The organism is Parabacteroides sp. merdae-related_45_40, assembly GCF_001915675.1.
The window spans coordinates 1-22575 of record NZ_MNQY01000106.1 but is presented as its reverse complement, the minus strand read 5'-3'; the positions used below and the strand labels follow the sequence as shown (position 1 = coordinate 22575).

At 47.7% G+C, this 22575-nt stretch carries 13 protein-coding genes and 1 pseudogene; 11 read left to right on the top strand and 3 right to left on the bottom strand.

The genetic code is table 11. The features are described from left to right. Nucleotides 1-18: 18 nt before the first annotated feature. Nucleotides 19-2088, bottom strand: a complete 2070-nt coding sequence (locus BHV83_RS12385) for a sensor histidine kinase (protein WP_122205658.1) — start codon at nucleotides 2086-2088, stop codon at nucleotides 19-21. A 254-nt stretch (nucleotides 2089-2342) separates the two neighbouring features. On the opposite strand from BHV83_RS12385, the gene BHV83_RS12380 reads away from it, so the two are divergent. The 11 genes and pseudogenes from BHV83_RS12380 (at nucleotide 2343) to BHV83_RS12330 (ending at nucleotide 18345) form a co-directional block, all read left to right on the top strand. Next, nucleotides 2343-3701 (top strand): TIGR00341 family protein, encoded by a 1359-nt coding sequence (locus BHV83_RS12380; RefSeq protein WP_005633661.1) that lies wholly within the window; start codon nucleotides 2343-2345, stop codon nucleotides 3699-3701. 19 nt (nucleotides 3702-3720) lie between these two features. Further along, nucleotides 3721-5853 (top strand): dipeptidyl-peptidase Dpp7, encoded by a 2133-nt coding sequence (gene dpp7 / locus BHV83_RS12375; protein WP_349186538.1) that lies wholly within the window; start codon nucleotides 3721-3723, stop codon nucleotides 5851-5853. Between the two features lie 538 nt (nucleotides 5854-6391). Beyond that, on the top strand, nucleotides 6392-6646 hold the full coding sequence (locus BHV83_RS12370; RefSeq protein ID WP_286757575.1) for a hypothetical protein: 255 nt from the start codon (nucleotides 6392-6394) through the stop codon (nucleotides 6644-6646). Between the two features lie 73 nt (nucleotides 6647-6719). Beyond that, nucleotides 6720-7466 (top strand): tetratricopeptide repeat protein, encoded by a 747-nt coding sequence (locus BHV83_RS12365; protein WP_229092754.1) that lies wholly within the window; start codon nucleotides 6720-6722, stop codon nucleotides 7464-7466. Beyond that, entirely contained in the window at nucleotides 7442-8803 is a 1362-nt protein-coding gene (locus tag BHV83_RS12360; RefSeq protein ID WP_229092755.1) for a coiled-coil domain-containing protein, read from the top strand. Before BHV83_RS12365 ends, BHV83_RS12360 begins: the two co-directional genes overlap by 25 nt. Before the next feature lie 352 nt (nucleotides 8804-9155). After that, entirely contained in the window at nucleotides 9156-10946 is a 1791-nt protein-coding gene (locus BHV83_RS12355) for a TonB-dependent receptor (RefSeq protein ID WP_286757574.1), read from the top strand. Then, nucleotides 10922-11458: a hypothetical protein gene (locus tag BHV83_RS12350; protein WP_286757573.1), complete on the top strand. Its 537-nt coding sequence runs from the start codon at nucleotides 10922-10924 to the stop codon at nucleotides 11456-11458. The genes BHV83_RS12355 and BHV83_RS12350 overlap by 25 nt, the downstream gene beginning before the upstream one ends. A gap of 141 nt (nucleotides 11459-11599) precedes the next feature. Continuing rightward, nucleotides 11600-13174: a sulfatase family protein gene (locus BHV83_RS12345; RefSeq protein ID WP_286757572.1), complete on the top strand. Its 1575-nt coding sequence runs from the start codon at nucleotides 11600-11602 to the stop codon at nucleotides 13172-13174. Nucleotides 13175-13255: 81 nt separating this feature from the next. Further along, a complete protein-coding gene (locus BHV83_RS12340) occupies nucleotides 13256-13696 on the top strand; it encodes a DUF8487 domain-containing protein (RefSeq protein WP_286757571.1) in 441 nt (146 codons plus the stop codon). 49 nt (nucleotides 13697-13745) lie between these two features. Further along, a pseudogene (locus BHV83_RS12335) lies at nucleotides 13746-15997 on the top strand (glycosyl hydrolase family 95 catalytic domain-containing protein). 5 nt (nucleotides 15998-16002) lie between these two features. Next, nucleotides 16003-18345, top strand: a complete 2343-nt coding sequence (locus tag BHV83_RS12330; protein WP_046452567.1) for a beta-galactosidase — start codon at nucleotides 16003-16005, stop codon at nucleotides 18343-18345. A gap of 148 nt (nucleotides 18346-18493) precedes the next feature. Here BHV83_RS12330 and BHV83_RS12325 read toward each other — a convergent pair whose 3' ends face one another. Then, a complete protein-coding gene (locus tag BHV83_RS12325) occupies nucleotides 18494-20635 on the bottom strand; it encodes an alpha-L-fucosidase (protein WP_286757570.1) in 2142 nt (713 codons plus the stop codon). A 12-nt stretch (nucleotides 20636-20647) separates the two neighbouring features. After that, nucleotides 20648-22279, bottom strand: a complete 1632-nt coding sequence (locus BHV83_RS12320) for a glycoside hydrolase family protein (protein ID WP_286757569.1) — start codon at nucleotides 22277-22279, stop codon at nucleotides 20648-20650. Between the last annotated feature and the right edge of the window lie 296 nt (nucleotides 22280-22575).

Here is a 22575-nt window from a genome sequence, read left to right as displayed (position 1 = left end):
CAAAAGAAAACCTGTTGGCTATTTGTAGGGATTAATCGGAAGCCGTAAAATGAACCGGGCTCCCCCGGTGTAACAGGTATCCAGTTTGAGGGAACCGTTGAGGCGTTGGGTGATGAGGCGGCAGAGGTAGAGGCCGAGGCCCGAACCGGGGATAAAGTCGTCGTTCTTGGTGAAACGTTCGAAAATCCATTCGCTCTTGTCTGCCGGAATTCCGCATCCTGTGTCGGTAACGCAGATACACATTATCCTTCCTTCTTCCTCGGGCTGGTAGGAGAGCGTGATGCTTCCCTGATTCGTGAACTTGTTCGCGTTGTTCAGCAGATGGGAGATGATAATGCCGAAATGATTCGGGTCCGAATAGATCAGGTCGTTGCTTTTGTCACCTTCGACCTGGTAATGGATATCCGGCTTCTGCTGTAACTTTTTCAATTTGTTCATCTCGTGGTGACAGAGCAGACTGATGTGGACCGGTTCCAGTGGGAGGACCTCGTTGCTGCTGTCCAGTTGGGCGATTACCAGCACATCGTTCATCATGGAGGTGATGTTGTAGCAGTTCGTATAGATGATCTTGCTGAATTCTTTTTTCTCTTCCGGGCTTATACCGTCGCTGGTGATCAGTTCGGCAAAGCCATTGATCGCATTTAGCGGCGTGCGCACTTCGTGGCACATATTCTTGATAAAGGCGTTCTTCATCCGTTCGCTTTCCTGTGCCTTTTCACTGGCGATAATGACCAGCCGGTTCGATTCCTGCAATTCCTTGTATAGCGATTTGATCTTTCCTAGGCGGAAGAATATGAAGATTCCGAAGCAGATCGAAAGAATGAGCAACGCGAGGAATAGATATAACTGGCTCCGGCTCTTTTGCAGGTCTATTTCCAGTGCCTTTTTCTCGACCACCAGCTCGTCCACATGCTTTTTGATCTCCAGGTCTTCGACTTTGTTTTCCATGCTTCGTGTGCGTGCGGAATCCAGGAGTACGGAATATTCCTTGTAGGCTTCATAGGCATCTTTGTATCTGTGCAGACTGTCGAGACAGTCGATTTTGTCTTTTAGTGTCAGGACGATGTTTTCGGTCAGGTTGAACTGGAAATCGCCGTGGCGGAAATAATAGATGACCGAATCGTTGTAATCTGCGGCTTTCTGGAAATTCCGTATTGACTTATAATAGTTGAGCGAAGTGAAATAACGGTCATATTCAGCGGAGAATGCAGCATCTTCAGGATATTTCCTGTTCAAGTCGATGAAGTAGTTGAAATAGTAGGTTGCCATATCTTTCCCGACTGTTTCTGCTGCGGTAGCCAAAGTAGAGTAGGCGTTCAGCAGATGCCGTTTGCTTGTGTACGGGCGCTTCTTCATCTCTTTTGTGTCAGCATATTCCTTTTGCATGTTCAAGTAGCGGAGGGAGGCTTTCACCCGATTTTCGGGAGTCGCTTCCATAAGGCTTAGTATGTTGAGCGTATTCAGGCGGAACAGATACGAATAGCGGAGCGGGATGTTGTCCGACAGTTCGATCAGGTTGTTCATGTAATAACATACCTCTTTATAGATAGCATCCTGGTTTTTCGGATCGACCCGGTTGCTGTTCGCCATACCGAGGAGATAATAGTTCGATATTTTGTCAAGAACCGGCATGTCTTTTTCCGTTTCGAGGCGGAGTTTGTATTTTTCAATCAGTTTCATCCGGTCTTCGCCTTTGGTGTAATAGACAACACGGACATCCATGATCGTTTTCATATACGTGACGAGGAAATCGCGTGCTTTCCCTTTCAGCTCCCTTTCGGCTTCGGCGAGATACACCTTTGCGCTGTCTTTGGCATCGGTATTCACGTAAAAGCGCAAGATTTCGGTCAGGGCCGCTTCCTTATAATAGTCTTCGTCTTCTTCAAGTGCGAGCCAATAGAGCTGTTTGGCATATTCCACCTGTTCTTCCTGTCGGGAAAGATCCATCAGATTAGTCATGATTTCCAGTTTTTGCAGAGGAGAAGAGGCTGACGGCAAGGCTTCCGACAGTGAATCTTTTACTGCTGTATTTCCCTCCGTAGCGAGGGAAAAAGCGAGTAAGTATATCAAGAGAATGTAGTATTTCATCTTGTTTACCGGGATTAATTGAGAGTGTTCGTCGTCGTTTCTGTGTTGTGCATTTGCAAAGTTACGTGAAAATCAATAATTATCAGGATATATACTTCGCTTATTTTATGTTCACAGCTCTTATTTTTTATTTCGAGATACTATTTCTATCTTTGTGCGGTTTAGGCGATGTGTTAAAACGGTTGTGAGAGAGTGTTAGCCATTATAAAGGCCGTTTTACGGGATGTTCGTATACAAACGTTGATTTTAATAGGATGGAAAAAGGATTGTTGCACAAGCAGATTAGGGACTTCTTTGTCCGTAATTTCGATGTCCGTCAGGAAAAAGAGGATGAACTCGAAACGATCGAGTCTATCCGGAAAGGCATAGAGTTTAAAGGGACGAACCTTTGGGTTCTGATCTTTGCGACCTTTGTCGCCTCGCTGGGTTTGAATACGAACTCGACGGCGGTGATTATCGGTGCGATGTTGATCTCCCCACTGATGGGGCCTATCATGGGATTCGGCCTGGGACTGGGAATCTCCGATTTCGACCTGATCAAGCGTTCCTTCCGTAATTTTGCCACGGCGACGGTATTCAGCGTCATCACTTCGACGCTCTTTTTCCTGATTTCCCCGATCAGCGAGGCGCAGAGCGAGTTGCTGGCCCGTACGCAGCCTACCGTTTATGACGTCTTGATTGCCTTCTTTGGCGGCCTGGCGGGGATCGTGGCGAGCTCGACCAAGAGCAAGGGGAATGTGATTCCCGGCGTGGCGATCGCTACGGCTTTGATGCCGCCGCTTTGTACGGCCGGATTCGGATTGGCGAGCGGTAACCTGTATTATTTCTTCGGTGCTTTCTATCTCTATTTTATCAATACGGTGTTTATCAGTCTGGCTACCTACGTGGTGGTCCGCCTGCTGAAATACCCGAAGAAGGTCTTTTTAAACAAACAGCGCGAGAAGATCGTGACGAGATATGTCGGGGTGATCGTTTTCTTTACCATCGTGCCGAGCCTTTTCCTGAGCTACAACCTGATCCGGGCCAGTTACTTCAATGACCGGGTGCGGACGTTTGTCGCGGATGAGTTGAGTTTCCCGAACACGCAGATATTGAGCAAGACGGTGACCGATACCAGCGACAAGAAAGAGGTGAAAGTAGTCCTGATCGGCGAGACCGTGCCGGAGACGATGATTGCGAACGCCCGTGCCAAGATGCCGAAATACGGCTTGAAAAACGTGGGCCTTGTCGTGCAGCAGGGTTTCGGGCAGGAAGCCACCGACATTAACGAGTTGAAAAGCCTGCTGATGCAGGACTTGTATAAGAATAGCGAAGAGGTTCTTCGGGCGCAGTCCCTCCAGATCGATTCGCTGAAACGCGACCTGAACAAATATCACAGTTACAATCATCTTACGTCCGAGCTGATGCCGGAAATGAAAGTCCTTTTCCCTTATATCAAGGAAGTCTCTTGTGCGCATACCTATCTGATGGATATGGATAGCATTAAACCCGATACCGTCCTGTTAGTCTACCTGAAAAGCAAAGAAAAAGTACGTGAGGCGGAACAGGAAAAGATCAAGAAATGGCTTGCCGCGCGTGTAGAACAAAAGAAAATCAAATTAATTATTGAATAACGAACAAAGAATGAATCGTATGAAGAAGTTGTGGGCAGTGTTACTGCTTCTCGTTGCTTCAGGCCAAGTGTTTGCCGATGAGGGCATGTGGGTACTGAAAGAGTTGAATAAACAAAACCTGGAGAGGATGAAGGAGTTGGGATTTACTCCGTCTTACGAACAATTGTACAGTGAAACTGACCCGTGTGTAGCCAATGCCGTGGTGATCTTCGGAGGAGGATGTAGCGGTATCACCGTCTCTAATGAAGGACTGATTTTCACCAACCACCATTGTGGTTTCGGTTCGATCCAGCAGTTAAGCAGTGTGGAACACGACTACCTGAAAGACGGTTTTGTTTCCCAGAGTAAGGAAGAAGAGTTGCCGGTTCCGGGCCTGACGGTCCGCTACCTGCGTGAGACGGTGGATGTGAGCGATCGCATTAATTCACAGATAGCTTCGATCAAGGAAGAGCACCTGCGTCTGGCCGCAGCCGACTCGATCGGGCAGGCGATGGCCGATTCTGTAGGAAACACGGAGTTCCAGGCTGCCGATGTCGTGCCTTTCTACAATAATAACAAGTATTTCCTGATCGTCTATGATGTCTTCAATGATGTCCGCATGGTATTCGCTCCGCCCAGTTCGGTCGGAAAATTCGGCGGCGATACGGACAACTGGATGTGGCCGCGCCATACGGGCGACTTCTCCGTGTTCCGCGTATATGCCGGAGCCGACAACAAGCCGGCTGCCTACAGCAAGGATAATAAGCCATACCAGCCTAAATACGTGGCTGAAGTGTCATTGCAAGGTTATCAGGACAAGGATTATGCGATGACGATCGGTTTCCCCGGCAGCACGGACCGCTACCTCTGTTCATGGGGTGTGCAGCAGCGTATCGAGGATAGCAACAAGCCTCGCATCGAAGTGCGTGGCATCAAGCAGGCGATTTGGAAAGACGCGATGTTGAAGAGCGACGAGGTGCGCATCAAATATGCTTCCAAATATGCCGGCAGCTCCAACTACTGGAAAAACTCGATCGGCATGAACAAGGGGCTGGCCAACCTGAAAGTGATCGACCGTAAACGCGAAGAGGAAGCCGCTTTTGCCGCCTGGGTGGCACAGGATGCAAAGCGTAAAGAGGTGTACGGCGACGTGTTGAGTCTTCTGGAAAAGGGATATACTTCTTCCAGTGAATATAAGAAGATCTCCACCTACCTGGGCGAAGCGTTCCTGAGCGGCGCCGAGATCGTGAAGCTGGCGCGCATGATCCAGAGCGTGGATGTGAAAGGTTCTACCCCTGAAGAAATCGATATCTTCCTCGAAGACAATATCAAGTCTTTCTTCAAGGATTATGACGCAAGCCTTGACCGGAAGGTGCTGGCGGCTATGATGAAGATCGTAAAGGAACGGGTTCCGGCAGAGAATCTTCCGGATATCTACAAGAAGGTGGACAAAAAGTATAAAGGCGATTATGAAAAGTATGCCGCCGATGTATTCAAGAAGACATCCATCCTGTCTTACGACAATATCGCCTCCATGCTGAAGGACCCGAAGAAATATGCGAAGCTGAAGAAGGACCCGGCTGCCGAGTTGAGCCTGTCCGTCCTCATCTCCCTTTTCGAATTGCAACAGCTCACGGGTGATTCTTATTACGATATCGCTAAGGGCGAACGCCTCTATTTTGCCGGCCTGAAAGAGATGCACCCGGAGAAGGCTTTCGCTTCGGACGCCAACTTTACGATGCGTGTGAGCTACGGTTCCATCGGCGGCTACCGTCCGTACGATGCTGCCTGGTATGATTACTATACGACCCAGAAGGGGATCTTCGAAAAGGAAAACCCCGAAAGCGACGAGTTCTGGGTGCAACCCGAAATCCTCAACTTGATCCGTAGCAAGGACTTCGGCCAGTATGCCAACAAGGACGGCGAATTGCAGCTTTGCTTCCTCTCGAACAACGACATCACAGGCGGTAACTCCGGCAGCCCGGTGTTCGACAAGAACGCTCGCCTGATCGGCCTCGCCTTCGATGGTAACTGGGAAGCGATGAGCGGCGACATCGCCTTCGAACCGGATTTGCAGCGCACGATCAGCGTCGACATACGCTATGTGCTCTACATGATCGACAAGTGGGGGAAATGCCCGCGGCTGATTGAGGAATTGAAATTGGTGAAGTAATAGTGGGGGCGGATTCCTTTTGGCTTGATCAGAAAGCGACCAAAGGAAGTTTACCTGAATATATTATATTAAAAAAGTGCCGGGAAGGATGGAGTGAAACCTCCTTTCCGGCACTCTGTTTATATGACAAGTGTGCTTTTTCTGTTTAATCAATCTTGCAGACATCCACATCACAATTCAGCAATAAGAACGGCAGCAGCCATTTCATATAAATGTTTTGCAAAACTAACCATCATACTATCATATTCGTTCGTATATTGGTTTAAACCAATATGTTATGTCATGATAGTTGCCATTTTGAACTATCATTCATCTGTCATAACCATCATGGTAAAAAACGATAACTTCTTGTGTGTCAATTGTACGATAAAAACGGGGACCGTTCGGGAAGAGGTGCGAAAGGCTTTTCTTTTGTCAAAAACAGCTTGCAAAGCCGCTTGAGACCCGGGTGTACCCATCATGGAGACCCGGGTGCGGGAGAGGTGCAGACCCGGGTCTGTGTGAGGTCTTTACGGGGATGCGTGGATGTTTATCCGCCATGTTGGAGGTACTTTTATGCCTTGTTTTGGCATCGCCTTTCCGCATCCATACGCTCCTTCTCACACTTACGGCGTTCATCGCCGAACAGGTCAAGATGAGGATGCCTACGTTGTTTCTCCCGCTCAATCCACTGGATAGTAGATGGCTACAAATGTACAACACATTCAGGAAGAATCATACTGTTTGCCGGATTGTTTTTTACTCCCGTGAGGTAAAAGGATATCTATTGTCTGAAGTAGTGAAAGAAGAATGATAACTTTGTGTCAGGTTAGCCTTAATAAATAGAATTTTATCTTTAATTTTGTGATTACTTAATTGCTAAGTTTATGAAAACACAAATACTCAAGGCAACCTTACTTGCTTTTATCATTTTCTTTTCTTGTCATCAGGTAAGTCAGCAACACCCTATATTGGAGCAAGCCGAGAAAGTAATGTCCGAACATCCGGATAGCGCTTTATTTTTGTTGGAACAGGTTGCAGCCCCAGAAAAGATGCCGGAGCGCGATTATGCCACTTGGTGCTTGTTAATAACAGAGGCTCGTGATAAGAACTATATCGAACATACTTCGGATTCCTTGATCAATGTCGCAATACAATACTTCGAAAAGAAAAAAGATATAAACCGACTGTCCGAAGCTTATTATTGTCAAGGCAGGGTTCTTTCAGAACTGAGCGCTTCGGAAGAAGCCTTAACTGCTTACTTAAAGGCAAAGGAATTGGTACGAGAAACATCTGATCGAGATTTGGAGGCGCGTATCAATAATCATTTAGGGACTTTATACTGGAAAAATAGAAAATTTAAAGAAAGTTTAGTTTGCTATCAGAAAAGTTATCGAAATTATAAAATATGTAGGGATACGATTGGAATAATTAATACAATGCAAAATATTGGAGAATGTATGCGTGAGTCTGGACAACTTGATAGTGCTTATCACTATTTAGATGGTGCTTTAAAGCTTGCTAGACAGGGAGGTATTACATCTTATACCGCTTATTTATTGTCCTCTTTGGGCAATATATATACAGAAAAAAACTATATGAAAAGGCTTTGGCATACAAGAAAGCTTCTTTGAACTATTCAGAAAAGAGAAATACAATCTATTCTTGCTATTATTCTATCGGAAAATTATATGGAAATCTACATAAGTTGGATTCTGCATTGTTATTTGCAGAGATGGCTCTTGCGAGCACTGATTTATATGTGGAGTGTGGTGCTAACTGGCTAATATATACTTTATATGTAAAAAAGCAGGATTATAAGAAAGCTTGTACATATAATGAACGTTACCTTTTACTCCGGGATTCAATCGAACAGGTATATCAACCTCAAAAATTGGCGAAAGTAGAAGCTTTATATAATAAAGAGCGTTTAATCAGCAAGCAAAACCAGCAAATGCATACAGCTCGTAGCAGGCAAGATTTCCTGCTTATCTGCTTTCTTTGTGCTTGTCTTGCAATAGGGATAGTCTATGTGATCATGTTCCAAATAATCAGTAAACATAAATTGAGAAATAAAGAAATACAGAAGCTATTGCAGAAAAATGAAAGTCTTTTGCTGAGCGATAAGCAGGAGATGGAGAAAAAAGACATCGCTTTGCAGACTATCCAGAAGCAATTGGAAGAGAACCATCTGTTAATAGACTCCTTGACTGAGACAATCCAGACATTGGAAAATGATAATTTATCTCAACTGGAAATATACAAACAGCAACAGGAAGAGGCTAATATCGAACAATCTAAACTTCTCAAAGAGAAAGAGACGATTCTTAAGCAAAAAGAGGAATTAATAAGCAATAAGGATATACTACTTAGACAGAAAGATACACAATTGCAGTCTATATTAGAAAAAAATGGAAAATTAGAGCAACGTATTCTTCTTTCAATAAAAGAGAAAGAAGAATTGGAAAGACAAAGAAGTGTACTAAGCCAAGAACTGGATGCAAATGTAAAGGCGCAAAAACAACTGAGCCTGGATTGGGAGTCACTGCGGCTTCAGCAAGAAGAACAATTGCGAAAAGAACAAGAGGTAGCCGGTGAACTCAAACAAAAATCCAGGATGTATGAAGCATGGATACAAAAATTGATTCATCAAGATGAATTTTTGCTTAATCTATCCGATAATAGACAACAATTGTATCCTTTAAACTTTAATAAGGATATGTTTTATGAGCATTTTTCTCCGGTATTTCCTGGATTTGTAGAATATTTGTTCATACAGTATAAATTGGATGAGCGAGAATTGTTAATCTGTTGTCTGGTTAAACTGGGGGTAAAAACTGGTAAAATTGCGACTATACTAAACTTAGCACCAGATACGATCACAAAACAGAAAGCCGAGATAAAAGAAAAATACTTTAATGTGTCTGAAAAGCAAAGTTTAGACCGATTTCTCGAAAAATTATTATGGTAAAATCCGGTTTTTTGTCTGGTCGAATCCGGTTTTTGAAAGTAAAAGTGAATTTTTAATGTATGAGATCAGATTTATATGTCTGAAAATTAGCAAATTATTTGTTTTTTATTCTATACTGAACTTATTTTTTCTAATCCGGTTTTTTTTGTGTTTTATGTCTGAAATTTGCATTAGAATTTAGAAAGGTAAGAGTTATGAATAAAAATTTGTTTATTTTTATTAGTAGTATTGTATGTTTATTTTTTCTGACTTCAGAATGGAATAACATGCTGTCTGTCCTGATTATGTGAAGGTTCTTTTATGATTAAGAGCTAAGCATGGTCAAGGCGGTTTTAAAATTTTGTAGGATACAATGAAAGCATTATTCATAATTGTTTTATGTTTATTGAATACATTATTAGAGGCTCAAAATATTTGTTTGAAGGGGCGTCTTGTAGATGAACATAAAAATGCGGTCTCTTCTGCAACAGTTCGCTGTTTCATACACGATTCAGTGTTTGTAAAGGGAGATATCAGTGATAGTTCCGGTAATTTTTCAATAACAGCACCTGTTTCTCCTTTTGGATATAAATTGGTTATAAATTATATTGGTTATAAGGAACATGTCCTTCATACAAAGGGCGATTTGGGTGAATTGCAGTTAGGTGATATTGTTTTGATAGAAGAAAGTAATAAGCTGGATGAGGTTGTTGTCACCGGTCGACAAATAACGCGTACTACTGATAAGGTCTTGTATTTTCCTTCCAAAGAACAGTTACGTCATGCATCGGATGGTTATAAAGCATTGGCATTAATGATGATACCGACATTGGATGTCGATCCGTTTACAAAAAAGGTATCGACTATTCAAGGAGAAACATTGCTCCTCATCAATGGACGGGAAGCTTCGAGCGATGAGATCCGAAACCTGAATCCCAAAGATATTCTCCGTATTGATTTTTATGATCAACATCATCCTGAATATCCGAATGCGAATTCTGTTGTCGACTATATTTTAGAACATCATGATAGAGGAGGGATGGTCGCTATGAATGGGCAACAGCATTTGAATAAAGGAAACGGTAGTTATGGAGCTACAGGACAGATTTTTAACAAAAAGTCCGAGTTTATTGTTTCAGTTTCAGACAGCTATAATAATTATACTCCTAAACGTGGCTATGAAACTTCGACTTATTTAAAATCGACAAAGGAAACGATCGTGAATGAAGCGTCAAGTTTACTCTCTCCTCAAAATAGTAATAGTATAAATAGCTATTTTAATTATCTTTACCATGATAAGCACAATCAACTTTATACAACTTTAGTCTTGAATCAGGAAAAATCGGATGAGGATGATTTAAGTATGCAAACGTACAGCAATGACCCGGTCCGGTATAAAGTGGATGACAATTCTTCTTCTCATAATTTTAATCCTGCTTTGAGGATAGAATATACCGGGAGTCTAAAACACGAACAGTATATACGTTTCCGTTTAAGTGGAAATTACAATCAGAATAAGTATGACAGACAGTATGAGGCTTTACAAAATGACAAAATTACTTTAGCTTATAATACACATGCAAAAGAAAATAATTATAGGGTAATTCCTCAACTGATGTATAGGAAAACTGTACGAAAAAGCGATGTTCTCTTTGTCCTGTTGAACTATGACCATACTTATGCCCATACTCAATATGAAATCGATGGACAGCTTTCGGATGATTACCAAACAAAGGGAGAAGGGAGGTTGACATTAGGATATGCTTTTCGGTTAAAAAATAAATTGAAAATGACTGTTCAATGGGCCGATCAGTTGACTTATATCGATAATAAGAAAGAATCTTCTTTACAACATTTTTTCAGTCCCGGACTTTTTATGACTTATATGATTAATGAGAATAATTCGATACGTTTTACCACGGCTCTTGAATCGGGTGATCTTGGGTTGCAATATCGTTCTTTAACAGAGCAAAGAATTGATAAATATCAGATACGCAGAGGTAATCCAGAGGTAAAGGTATTGAAATTTTATTTGACGGGTTTGACTTATTCTTTAAATACGCCTGTTTTCAATCTTACTTATCATACTTCGTTTGAAATGTCCCTTATGAACGAGTATCTTATGATGAAAGCCGGAATTTGTTTATACATGATTATGCCATAGCTAAATCCGGATTTGATTTAGTGACAGGTCCAAGAATGAAGCTAAAAGTCATACCTGGAAAATTGACATTCGATTTGGCCGGATATTATAAAAAACGAGTTATACATGCATGGAGAAAATTAGATGTCAATTGTTTTTATGCTTCAGCTAAATTGTTGTTTATATATAAAAATTTCATGGCTTCCGGACAACTCATAACTCCCCAAAAGAATTATGATGATGTCGGAGTTTTCTATCGTACTCCACTTATCTACAATTTTAACGTAGGATATAATCTTAATAATTGGAATTTTGAATTAGGAACACGTAATCCATTTTCTACTTTTGTAAAAAAGAGAGAGTATACTTCGGATATCTATAGCTCATATTCCCGGAATTATGGTCCGAAAATAAACGATCATGTATTTTATGTGAATGTGAGTTATCGGTTCAACTGGGGTAAAAAGCATACATTTAAGCAAATAGAAATAGAGAAGACAAGAAACTCCGCCATATTGAAAGCAAATGAATAATTAATTATAGATATGATTTTTTCGGAAATCGATAAGGTTCCTTGTCATGTTGCATGAAACGAGGGGTTTCATTTGCAAGATAATGTTGTTGGTATCTATTTAAATTCATTACTTTTGTAGGAAAGAAAAACAAAAAATGTCATGAAAACATTCGATCAACTAATCATCACGACCGGTTTTTTGGCGTCTGCCTCTCCTGCGATGGCAGACGAAAAGCCGGAAGCCGACTCTGGACGCCCGAACATCCTTTTCATCCTTTCCGACGATCATACCTCGCAGGCGTGGGGAATCTATGGAGGAATACTGAGCGAATACGTGAAGAACGAGAATATCCGCCGCCTGGCGGCCGAGGGGTGCGTGCTTGACAACTGCTTTTGCACGAACTCGATCTCCGTGCCCAGCCGCGCGGCTATCATGACAGGCGCCTATAGCCATCATAACGGGGTCTATACGCTTGAAGACAGGCTCGATCCGGCTTTGGACAATATTGCGAAACGCATGCAGGAGGGAGGGTATCAGACGGCCCTTTTCGGCAAATGGCATCTCAAGACGCAGCCGTCGGGTTTCGACACCTTTTCGGTTTTTCATGACCAGGGGGAATATTGGGACCCGCTTTTCAAGACCGCGGAGGGCTGGATAGACGATGATAAAGGGAAAAGCGGCAAGGTGGAGAAGGGCTTCTCGACCGACCTGGTGACCGACAAGACGATCCGGTGGATCCGTTCGCGCGATAAGGACCGGCCCTTCATGATGTGTTGCCATTTTAAGGCGACACACGAACCGTGGGATTTCCCCGAACGGTTGAAACATATTTATGACGGAGTCACGTTCCCCGAACCGGCAAACATGATGGAGTTCGGGCCGGAAGAATCCGGGCGTACGTTCCCCGGACAACCGTTGGAAGATATGGCCCGCCGATGGGGGATCGCCTCGAAAGACCCGGATTCCTGGTGGTGCAAGTATCCGGAACTGCCTTTCTCCATAGAAGGAATGGGCAAGGAAGATGCGCGCCGGAAAATCTATCAGAAGTTGATTCGCGACTACTTGCGTTGCGGAGCGGCCATCGATGACAATATCGGCCGCCTGCTGCGTTTCCTTGACGAAGAGGGGCTGTCCGAGAATACGATCGTAGTCTATGTCTCCGACCAGGGTTATTTCCTCGGCGAGCATGGCTTTTTCGACAAGCGCATGATGTACGAGGAGCCGCTTCGCATGCCGTTCGTTATCCGCTACCCGAAGGAGATCCCGGCCGGGACGCGCAATTCCGACATCATCCTCAATATTGATTTTGCCGCTACGTTGGCCGACTATGCCGGGGTGGGCGCCCCGTCGTGCAGCGAAGGCCGCAGCTTCCGCGACAATCTGAAGGGCGAGACTCCGCGCGACTGGCGGCAGTCCATGTACTACCGCTACTGGACGCACCACAAGATCCGTCCCGCCCACATGGGCATCCGCAACCATCGCTACAAACTGATGTTCCTCTACGGCGATCCGCTGAATGCGACCGGATCGGATAAGGCTCCCGTCACGCCGTCGTGGGAGTTCTACGACCTGCTCGCCGACCCCCACGAAGACCATAACGTCTACAATTCCCCCGCTTATGCCGGTGAAATCGAAAAGATGAAGCGCGAGCTGCTGCAACTGCGTCGCGAGGTTGGCGATACCGATGCCGCAACGCCCCGGATGCAGGAGATACTGGATGAGTATTATTGGTAATCCTCCTTTCTTCATCTTCTTGTACTCCAGCGGCGGCATCCCCATGATCTTGCTGAAGAGGCGGGAGAAGTAGTCGGTATCTTGGATGCCTTCTGGGAAAGCAAAGGGTTGGTAACCCCTGAGAAATACCGTGAATCATGTGCTCCGGTCGTCCTGCTGGCGCGCCTTCAGAAGCGTGCTTACACAAATGCGGAGACCTTTACTGCGAAGATGGGCATCTATCATTTCGGTCCCGAAGCGATCCGTAAAGGGCTGTTGACTTGGCAGCTCGAAAGCGAAAGCGGAGAGATTGCGGCAAGCGGCAAGCTGTTTGTCCTTGTGGTCGATCCGGTTAAGGATATAGAGAAACGCCTGGCCATGCAACAATTGCTGACATCAGTTCGCAACTATGTCGCTTCCGACCGTTTTGCCCCGACTGTTACCCTGCAACTTTACGAACTCGATGCTTTGTTCGACTATAACAAAATCCGGGAGACGGAAACTCGTTCGGACGAAGCTGTCAAGCAGTTATTAAATCAATAAACCGTATCTTTGCAGGAGACAAAGAAAGAATAATATCGATTTAATACGAATGAAAAAGGAATTTTGGCTAACTTGCATAAGCGTATGCCTATTGGCTGCCTGTTGCGAAAAGGAGTCACTGCCTGTCACACCGACAAGCAGTGACTTGCAGTTTGGTCACTTGGCCAAGACTTGGGATGAAGGAATCCCGTTGGGAAATGCCACAGTAGGAACATTAGTCTGGCAACGCGATTCTGTGCTACGTTTTTCGCTGGATCGGACGGATCTCTGGGACTTGCGCCCGATGGATAGTATTGCAGGACCGAACAATCGTTTTGCCTGGGTCTGTGAGCAGGTGAGGAAAGGGGATTATCTGCCGGTGCAGAAGAAGTTCGACCACCCCTATAATGCTTTGCCTGCCCCGTCTAAGATACCGGGGGCGGCTTTGGAGTTCCCGTTGAATATCGGAAAGGTTTTTTCCGTACATCTTTTCCTCAATAATGCCCTTTGTGAGGTGCTTTGGGAGAACGGGACGAAGTTGCAGACGTTCGTCCATGCCAGCGAGCCGGTCGGATGGTTTGTCTTCGAGAATCTGCCGGATACGGTTTCGCCGGAGATCATGGCACCCCGCTACAGTAACCCGGATGAGGTCGCAGGCGACAACTCGCATGCCGGTCCGGCCTTAGGACGCCTCGGATATAAACAGGGGACGATACAGAAGGAAGCCGGTACGACCACTTTCCATCAGGAAGGGTGGGGAGGCTTTTCGTACGATGTGGTCGTCCGTTGGCAGCAGAAAGGCGGCACGCTCAGCGGCGTATGGAGCCTGACCTCTTCTTTGGCTGCCGACCGGGCCGACCAGGAAACGGCAGAGGCGATGGAGCGTGGCGTGGAGGCAGACTACCGCTCGCATATGGACTTCTGGAAAGGCTATTGGACACAGTCATCCGTCTCGCTGCCGGATACGCTCCTGCAGAAACAGTACAACAACGAGATGTACAAGTTCGGGTCGGCTGCCCGCGAGGAGCCGATAACGGGATGTTGCCGCCCTGGAAAGGAGACTACCATCATGACCTGAACACACAGTTGAGTTATTGGCCTGCCTATACCGGCAACCATTTGCAGGAGGGGATGGGCTATCTGAATACCCTCTGGGAACAGCGTGATGTGTATAAAAAATATACCCGCGAGTATTTCGGGACGGACGGGATGAATGTTCCCGGCGTTTGCACCCTGACCGGCGAGCCGATGGGCGGATGGGTACAGTACTCCATGTCGCCGACGGTCAGCGCATGGCTGGGACAGCATTTCTATCTGCACTGGAAGTATTCGGCCGACCGCATTTTCCTGAAAGAGCGGGCCTACCCGTTTCTGAAGGACGTGGCGACTTATCTCGAACAGATCTCCACAGTCGATGCTGACGGAGTACGCCGGTTGCCGCTGAGTTCCAGCCCGGAAATTTTCGACAACTCGATCAATGCGTGGTTCAAGGATATGACAAACTATGACCTTTCCTTGATGCACTTCGCTTTCAATGCCGCTTCCGAGCTGGCTTCCGAATTGGGGTTGGCAGACGAGGCTGCCCACTGGAAAGCGATCGGTGCTCAACTGCCCGATCTGAACCTGGATGAAGACCGGGCTTTGACCTTTGCAAAAGGTTTCCCTTACGACCAGTCGCACCGTCATTTCTCCCACGCCATGTCGATCCATCCGCTCGGCCTTGTTGATTGGAGCCAGGGCGAGAAATCCCAGGAGATTATAAAAGCGACCTTGAAGAAGCTACAAGATTTCGGGCCTGATTACTGGTGCGGCTATTCCTATAGCTGGTTCGGGAATATGAAAGCTCGTGCCTTCGACGGGGAAGGGGCTGCCGATGCACTGCGCACCTTTGCCGAATGTTTCTGCCTCCCGAATACGTTCCATGCGAACGGCGACCAGACGAAAAGCGGAAAGTCGAAATTCACCTACCGTCCGTTTACTTTGGAAGGAAACTTCGCCTTTGCCGCCGGTATCCAGGAGATGCTGCTCCAGAGCCATACGGGCGTTATCCGGGTGTTCCCGGCTGTACCGGTTGCCTGGCAGGATGTATCTTTCGACAAACTGCGTGCCATGGGCGCTTTCCTTGTCTCGGCCGAAAAGGTGGCGGGGCAGGTGCGGCAAGTCCGTATCTTGCCCGAACAGGGCGGGACGTTGCGTCTGGCTATCCCTGAAGGATGCAAAGTCGCTTCCGTAACGGGCAACAAGGGAGATAAACTGGAGAAGGAGGGAGTCCTGATTCTGGAAACAGAGAAAGATAAAACAGTGACAGTACAATACAATTAACTTATATGAAACACGTAAACAAGATTTTAGCAGGATTGATAACCTGCTGCGTTATCCTCCTGCTCTCAGGATGCAGTCCCAGACAAGGGGAGAAGCACGATTTTTCTATCGGGAAGGGAACCTTCCTGCTGGATGGCAAACCATTTGTGATTAAGGCGGCGGAGATACATTACACCCGTATCCCCGCCGAATACTGGCAACATCGTATTCAGATGTGCAAGGCACTCGGCATGAATACGATCTGTATCTATGCGTTCTGGAATATCCATGAGCAGAAACCGGGCGAGTTCGATTTCAAGGGGCAGAACGATATTGCCGCTTTTTGCCGGCTGGCCCAGAAAGAAGGCATGTATATCATGTTGCGTCCCGGCCCTTATGTCTGCTCTGAGTGGGAGATGGGCGGACTGCCCTGGTGGCTGTTGAAGAAGGAGGATATCAAGCTCCGTACCAACGATCCCTATTTCCTCGAACGGACGAAGCTGTTCATGAACGAGATCGGCAAGCAGTTGGCCGACTTGCAGGTGACCCGGGGCGGGAATATCATCATGGTACAGGTCGAGAACGAGTATGGGGCATATGCTACCGACAAGGCGTATATCGCCAATATCCGCGATGCGGTGAAGGCAGCAGGCTTTACGGATGTCCCGTTGTTCCAGTGTGACTGGAGCTCTACTTTCCAGTTGAACGGTTTGGATGACCTGGTCTGGACGATCAACTTCGGGACAGGAGCCAATATCGATGCCCAGTTCAAGAAGTTGAAAGAGGCACGCCCCGATGCTCCGCTGATGTGCAGCGAGTTCTGGAGCGGATGGTTCGACCATTGGGGACGCAAGCACGAGACGCGCGATGCCGGGGTGATGGTTTCCGGTATCAAGGACATGCTGGACCGCCATATCTCCTTCTCGCTCTATATGGCGCACGGGGGGACGACTTTCGGACATTGGGGCGGTGCGAACAGCCCGGCCTATTCCGCCATGTGCAGCTCCTACGATTATGACGCCCCGATCAGCGAGGCGGGGTGGGCGACTCCCAAATACTACAAGTTACGTGAACTACTGACACAATATGCCGATTCCGGCCAGGTCATACCCGATGTCCCGGCAGCTTATCCTTTGATCGAGATCCCGGCGTTCACCGTCGGCGAAGTGGCTCCGCTGTTCGACAATCTGCCTGCTCCCCAGGCTTCGAAAGAGATTAAACCGATGGAGCAGTTCGACCAAGGTTGGGGAACGATCCTTTACCGGACGACTCTGCCTGCCGTAAAGGAAGGAACGACCCTGTTGATCGATGAGGTGCATGACTGGGCACAGGTCTTTGCCGATGGCAAACTGTTGGGCCGTCTGGATCGTCGCAGAGGTGAAAACACGGTGGTGCTGCCGGCTTTGGCAGCAGGAACGCGCCTGGATATCCTGGTGGAGGCGATGGGACGTGTCAACTTCGATGTTGCCATCCACGACCGTAAGGGGATTACGGATAAGGTGGAACTGATCAGCGACACCGGCAGACAGGAACTGGAAGACTGGCAGGTTTACAGCTTCCCGGTCGATTACGCTTTCGTACAGGACAAGAAGTATGCAGCGGGAGACAAACTCGACGGACCGGCTTATTACCGGACTACTTTCGAGCTGGATGAAGTCGGAGACGTGTTCCTCGACATGCAGACCTGGGGAAAAGGCATGGTTTGGGTAAACGGAAAGGCGATGGGCCGCTTCTGGGAGATCGGACCTCAGCAGACTTTGTTTATGCCCGGATGCTGGTTGAAGAAGGGAAAGAACGAGATCATCATCCTCGACCTGTTAGGCCCGGAAAAGGCTGTAGTGGAAGGCCGGAAGGAACCGATCTTGGATATGTTGCGGGCTGAAGCCCCGGCTACCCACCGTGAAGAGGGGCAGACGCTGAACCTGAAAGGTGAGAAACCGGTTGCCAACGGTGCGCTGAAACCCGGAAACGGCTGGCAGGAAGTGAAGTTTGGCCAGACTGTCAAGGGCCGCTATTTCTGCCTCGAAGCATTGGATGCACAGGATGGCAAGGACAATGCCGCTATGGCCGAGTTCTATCTGTTGGACGAAGACGGCAAGCCGCTCCCTCGCCAGCATTGGAATATCTCCTATGCGGACAGTGAAAGCACGCAGTGGGGTAACTTCACTGCCGATAAGATCTATGACTTGCAGGAATCTACCTATTGGAGCACGAAGCAGGGAGACAAATATCCGCACCAGGTCGTGATCGATTTGAAGGAAGAGCAGACGATATCCGGTTTCCGCTACCTGCCCCGTGCAGAAGAAGGATTCCCCGGCATGATCAAAGGATATAAGGCGTATGTGAAAGCTACACCTTTTGCGATGTAGTTCTGTTTTCGCTCTTCCGGGCTAGCACAGGAACGAATAAAAGAAAAAAGGTTATAGGGTAAAATAAAATTCCCTATAACCTTTTTTCTTTTACTTTATAACGTATATGACTTTACCTTACAAGGTATATACTGTTTGTAGACGAGCCTTAGAAGATGTCTATTCCAGCAAGGGCGGCAGCCTCCGTATGGGCGGCGATTTCCGCTGCTTCCACTTGGACGTAGCGGGCTTTTACCGTTTGCTTGAAATGATGGTAGCGTTTGGACGGATCGTTGATCAGGTTGCCGAATTCGAAGCGTTCCACCTCTTTCCAGTTCTTCCCGTCGTTGCTGATCCGGATGATACCGGCTACTGTGCCCTTACCGCCTTGTTTTTGCGGGGTGAAGGCAAAGCCGCTTACCGTTTGCTGGCTGCCGAGGTCGATGGCGAGGGATTGCGCGGTCTTGTCGGCTATCTTCCATCCCTTCTTGACCAGCCCGAACCGTTCCTGCAAGATAGCTCCCTTTTCTCCGTTCAGGATGGCTACCGCTTTCAGTTCGCTGTTTCCCATCAGGAAAGGTGCTTTATATTCGGTAGAGCCTGCCGATGGTTCCGTTCCGTCTGTCGTATAGTAGATCTTGAAACCTGCGTTCAGGTTCTCGGCAATGTTCTCGCCGTGCGCTTTCCAGCCGAATTCCTGTGCCATCGGTTCGATGGTAACCAATCCGTCCATGCTTCTCTGTGCGCTCAACCGGGGCGGACGGGCTTTGTAGTGGTGAGCGGAGATGGTGCAGATGGCGGGTGTCAGGCGGGATTCGAGTATGCGGACCCGTATCTTGTCCGTCGTGACATCCGGGAAACGCAGGATTCGTTTGTAGCCGATGTTGGTGGCATGGGCGATCTCTTTCCATCCTCCGTCGATCCAGGCATCCACGGCGTGTTTCTCTACCCGTTCCCCGTTGGTGGCAATCGCTTCCTGGAGAACCAGGCGGTTGAGGGTGACAGGTTGGGGAGTGGAGATGACGATTCCCGCCCCGTCCTTATCGGCCGTCACATAGGTGTCTGCATTTTGGTCGAGCACCTCTTTCGGGCCTTTTGCCTGACGGAACAGGTCGGTCCCGTAGGTTTCCCGGATTCGCTGGCCGGTTTCCTTCAGCACGGCTACATCCGTCGGAGAGAATTTCCCGTTCCGGTTGGGCGGGATGTTCAACAGGAAGGTGGAGTTGCCTCCTACGGCGCGTTCATAGATGTCGAACACATCGTCGGTGCTTCGTACTTTCTGGTGCGTGTCGTCCCGGTAGAACCAGCCTTCGCGGATGGAAGTGTTGGTTTCGGCCTGCTGGTAATGCAGGTATTTGGCTTTATAGAGCTGTTCACGGCTTCCGAGGTTTTTGTCAGTCATATCGGCGAAGTTCGACATCGTGTCCGGATTTGCCTGGTAGGGGATCACGTTCCATTCGGTCGACCGTGTGCCGCCGGCTTCATTGCCGCACCACCGGACATCTTCCCGTCCGAAGATAACGGCGTTGGGGGCAAGTGCCTTGATCAGTTTTTTCCAGGCGGGATAGTTGTAGGTCTGTCCGCCTTTCCGCTTGGGATGTGCCCCGTCGAACCATACTTCGTGGATCGGGCCGTATTCGGTCAGGATCTCGAAGAGTTGGTTGAGGAAGTATTCGTTGTAGTCGTCCACTACGAATTCGAAACGGGTCTTGTTGGCAAAAGGCCGTCCGGGGACTTCCCGCGGGATGGTCCGTTTGGTGTATGGGCTGAGGTTGCCGTACAACCCTTCCGGGTTTTCGATATGGTACAGGTCTGCCGGTGACAGATAGACGCCTAACTTCAATCCGTATTTGCGGCAGGATTCGGACAGGTCTTTCAGGATGTCGCCTTTGCCGTCGCGGAAACCGGTGGACATGATGCCGTGTTTTGTGTAACGGCTTTGCCACAGGACGAACCCGTCATGGTGCTTGACCGTCAGAATCACCATCTTCATGCCGGCTGCTTTCATGGCCTCGCACCACTGGTCCGTGTCGAGCTCTTTCAGGTCGAAGACTTTCGGGTCTTCCTTTCCGCTTCCCCATTCCAGGCGGGTAAAACTGTTCGGCCCGAAATGGATGAAGGCGATAAACTCGTTTTGCAATGCCGCCAACTGGTTGGGCGAAGGCACGACATGGGCCGCTTTCGCGATGATGTCCGCATGGCTGTCGCCTGCTTCGACCTTGATCGTGTTCTGAAATGGTAGCTGCTTGTCCTGGGCTTGCCCTTGTAGGGAGAGCATGGCTCCGAGCAGGAGGATAAAAGTGTGTCTCATGTTTATAAATGATTATTTGGAGATATTGAAATTGTTTGTTTCTACTATTTGCCCATCCCGGAGGAAGACTACCTGGTAATCCGCTTTATCCGTCCATTTCCCCTTTTCAGGGGTAAAAGTGAGGCTTGCTTTTTCATACGGTTGCAGGGGCTTGACCGTATGACGGCCCATTCCTGCCCCGGCTTGCTTGATTTCGACTGTCATTTCTCCTGATACCGATAGTCCGAAGTTCTGGATTTCCAGTTCGACTTCGTTCCGGCCTTCCCGGTAAACGGGACGTCGGCAGGATAATAGAGCCGGCTTGTAATCGACATAAGGCAGGTTCGCATATCCGAACAACAGTTTTCCGTTTTTATCCTTTCCGATCATCTTCGGAGCGAATTCATCCGGTGTGATGCCGCTTCCCTTACCGTCGAATGTCAGGATAAGGTCTTTTCCGGATGCTTCGGTTTTGACCACTTTACACCCTCTGCCGAAGTTCACTTCGTTGTATGAACCGAACCGCAGGGACGGCACATCGATCTCCCGGAGCGGGTCGAAGCCTTCTTCCGCTAGGATCTTGACCCGGATGATTTCAGTGGAGGCTGTTATCGGTGTTCGATTCAGGACGGATAATAGCATCCCCTTGTTCATCGGGATACAGATATTCTTCGAACTGTGGTTGTCATTGCCATGATCATCCCATTTGACGGTGTCGATGACGGCAAAGTTCATCTGCTCTACACGTCCTTGTTTGTCTTGGAAGACTTTAGGACGTTCGTATTTGAACCAATGCTCGACATGCCCGTCCCGATGGAAGGAGATGCCGGGCACATAGGCTTCCCCTTGTTCCGTCACCCAATGGATGCCGTCTTTGGAACGTTGGTAGAAGGCGATACGTCCCAGCCAGTCATTCACGATCAGGTGATATTGCAGGGAGTCCCGCCAGATGACCGGGTCCTCGAACTCTCCTTTGACAGGCGGATAAACCCGCTTGTCCGTGATCTGTTCGTAAGGGGCGATGCCGTCTTTGCTGATCCAGATGCCTCCTCCCCGGCAAACCATCAGATAAGAACCATCCTGCCTTTTGGCAAAGCTGAGGTTGCTCAGTCCTTCGATGATCTTCCGGTCGCGGGGATTGAACGTAAACTTTCCGTATTGCCAGGGGCCGTTGACCTGGTCGGCTATATAATATCCGTCGATGACATATACGACGATCCGGCCGTCGTTGAGGACGAAAGCCTCCGGGTTATGCCCTTTCCCTATCGTGTCTTGGATGGTGAAAGGCCCGTGCAGGCGATCGCCGGTCGCATGGTAAACGGTTGAATTGGGCCATTCCATATGCCCTTTGGGAGCGCTTTCCGGCCATCCGCATACGAACAGATGGTATTTCCGGTCCGGCGTTTGGAGGATATTGCCTCCCCAGAACGAGATGTCGGGATGTTCGATACCGTTGTCGATATACCGGGGGCGTACGCTGTCCGCTCCCCACGTCTCTCCGGAGAGCGTGCCATCGGGCATTGCTTCGAAACGGTCCATGTAGCGTCCGCCTGTAATGAGGTGTTTCCATTCTGCCGGCCGTTCTCTTTCCGTGATTTGGGCGGTGAGTGGCAGGGGAGCCAGACAGGCTGTTGCTAATAGTAATTTTAATTTTTGTATGTTCATATGCTTCTGTATATACGATAATTTGCCCAGCAACGATTGTTACAAGGCAAATATAGCAGTCTTTCTTCACATAGTTAGTAAATGGATTCGGGTTTTTCCCGCGAAGCAGGTCCATACTGCGCATGATCAATTCTCTATCACTTCTAAAACATGGTGTTTTATCATATGATTGGAAACCAGCGTATTGCCTTCTTTAGCTTTTGAAAAAGCATATAAAATAATCGAATAAACAAATGTAAAAACGAATATAATAGGTATTAAATTGGCAAAATACGGTTCTTCATTCCACAAAAGCC

What these genes read in the sequence shown, in the direction of transcription:
- BHV83_RS12365 (WP_229092754.1), top strand. Translation starts at nt 6,720, where the DNA reads ATGAAAACACAAATACTCAAGGCAACCTTACTTGCTTTTATCATTTTC.
- BHV83_RS12380 (WP_005633661.1), top strand. Translation starts at nt 2,343, where the DNA reads ATGGAAAAAGGATTGTTGCACAAGCAGATTAGGGACTTCTTTGTCCGT.
- BHV83_RS12325 (WP_286757570.1), bottom strand. Translation starts at nt 20,635, where the DNA reads ATGAGACACACTTTTATCCTCCTGCTCGGAGCCATGCTCTCCCTACAA.
- BHV83_RS12355 (WP_286757574.1), top strand. Translation starts at nt 9,156, where the DNA reads ATGAAAGCATTATTCATAATTGTTTTATGTTTATTGAATACATTATTA.
- BHV83_RS12385 (WP_122205658.1), bottom strand. Translation starts at nt 2,088, where the DNA reads ATGAAATACTACATTCTCTTGATATACTTACTCGCTTTTTCCCTCGCT.
- BHV83_RS12320 (WP_286757569.1), bottom strand. Translation starts at nt 22,279, where the DNA reads ATGAACATACAAAAATTAAAATTACTATTAGCAACAGCCTGTCTGGCT.
- BHV83_RS12330 (WP_046452567.1), top strand. Translation starts at nt 16,003, where the DNA reads ATGAAACACGTAAACAAGATTTTAGCAGGATTGATAACCTGCTGCGTT.
- BHV83_RS12345 (WP_286757572.1), top strand. Translation starts at nt 11,600, where the DNA reads ATGAAAACATTCGATCAACTAATCATCACGACCGGTTTTTTGGCGTCT.
- dpp7 (WP_349186538.1), top strand. Translation starts at nt 3,721, where the DNA reads ATGAAGAAGTTGTGGGCAGTGTTACTGCTTCTCGTTGCTTCAGGCCAA.
- BHV83_RS12370 (WP_286757575.1), top strand. Translation starts at nt 6,392, where the DNA reads ATGTTGGAGGTACTTTTATGCCTTGTTTTGGCATCGCCTTTCCGCATC.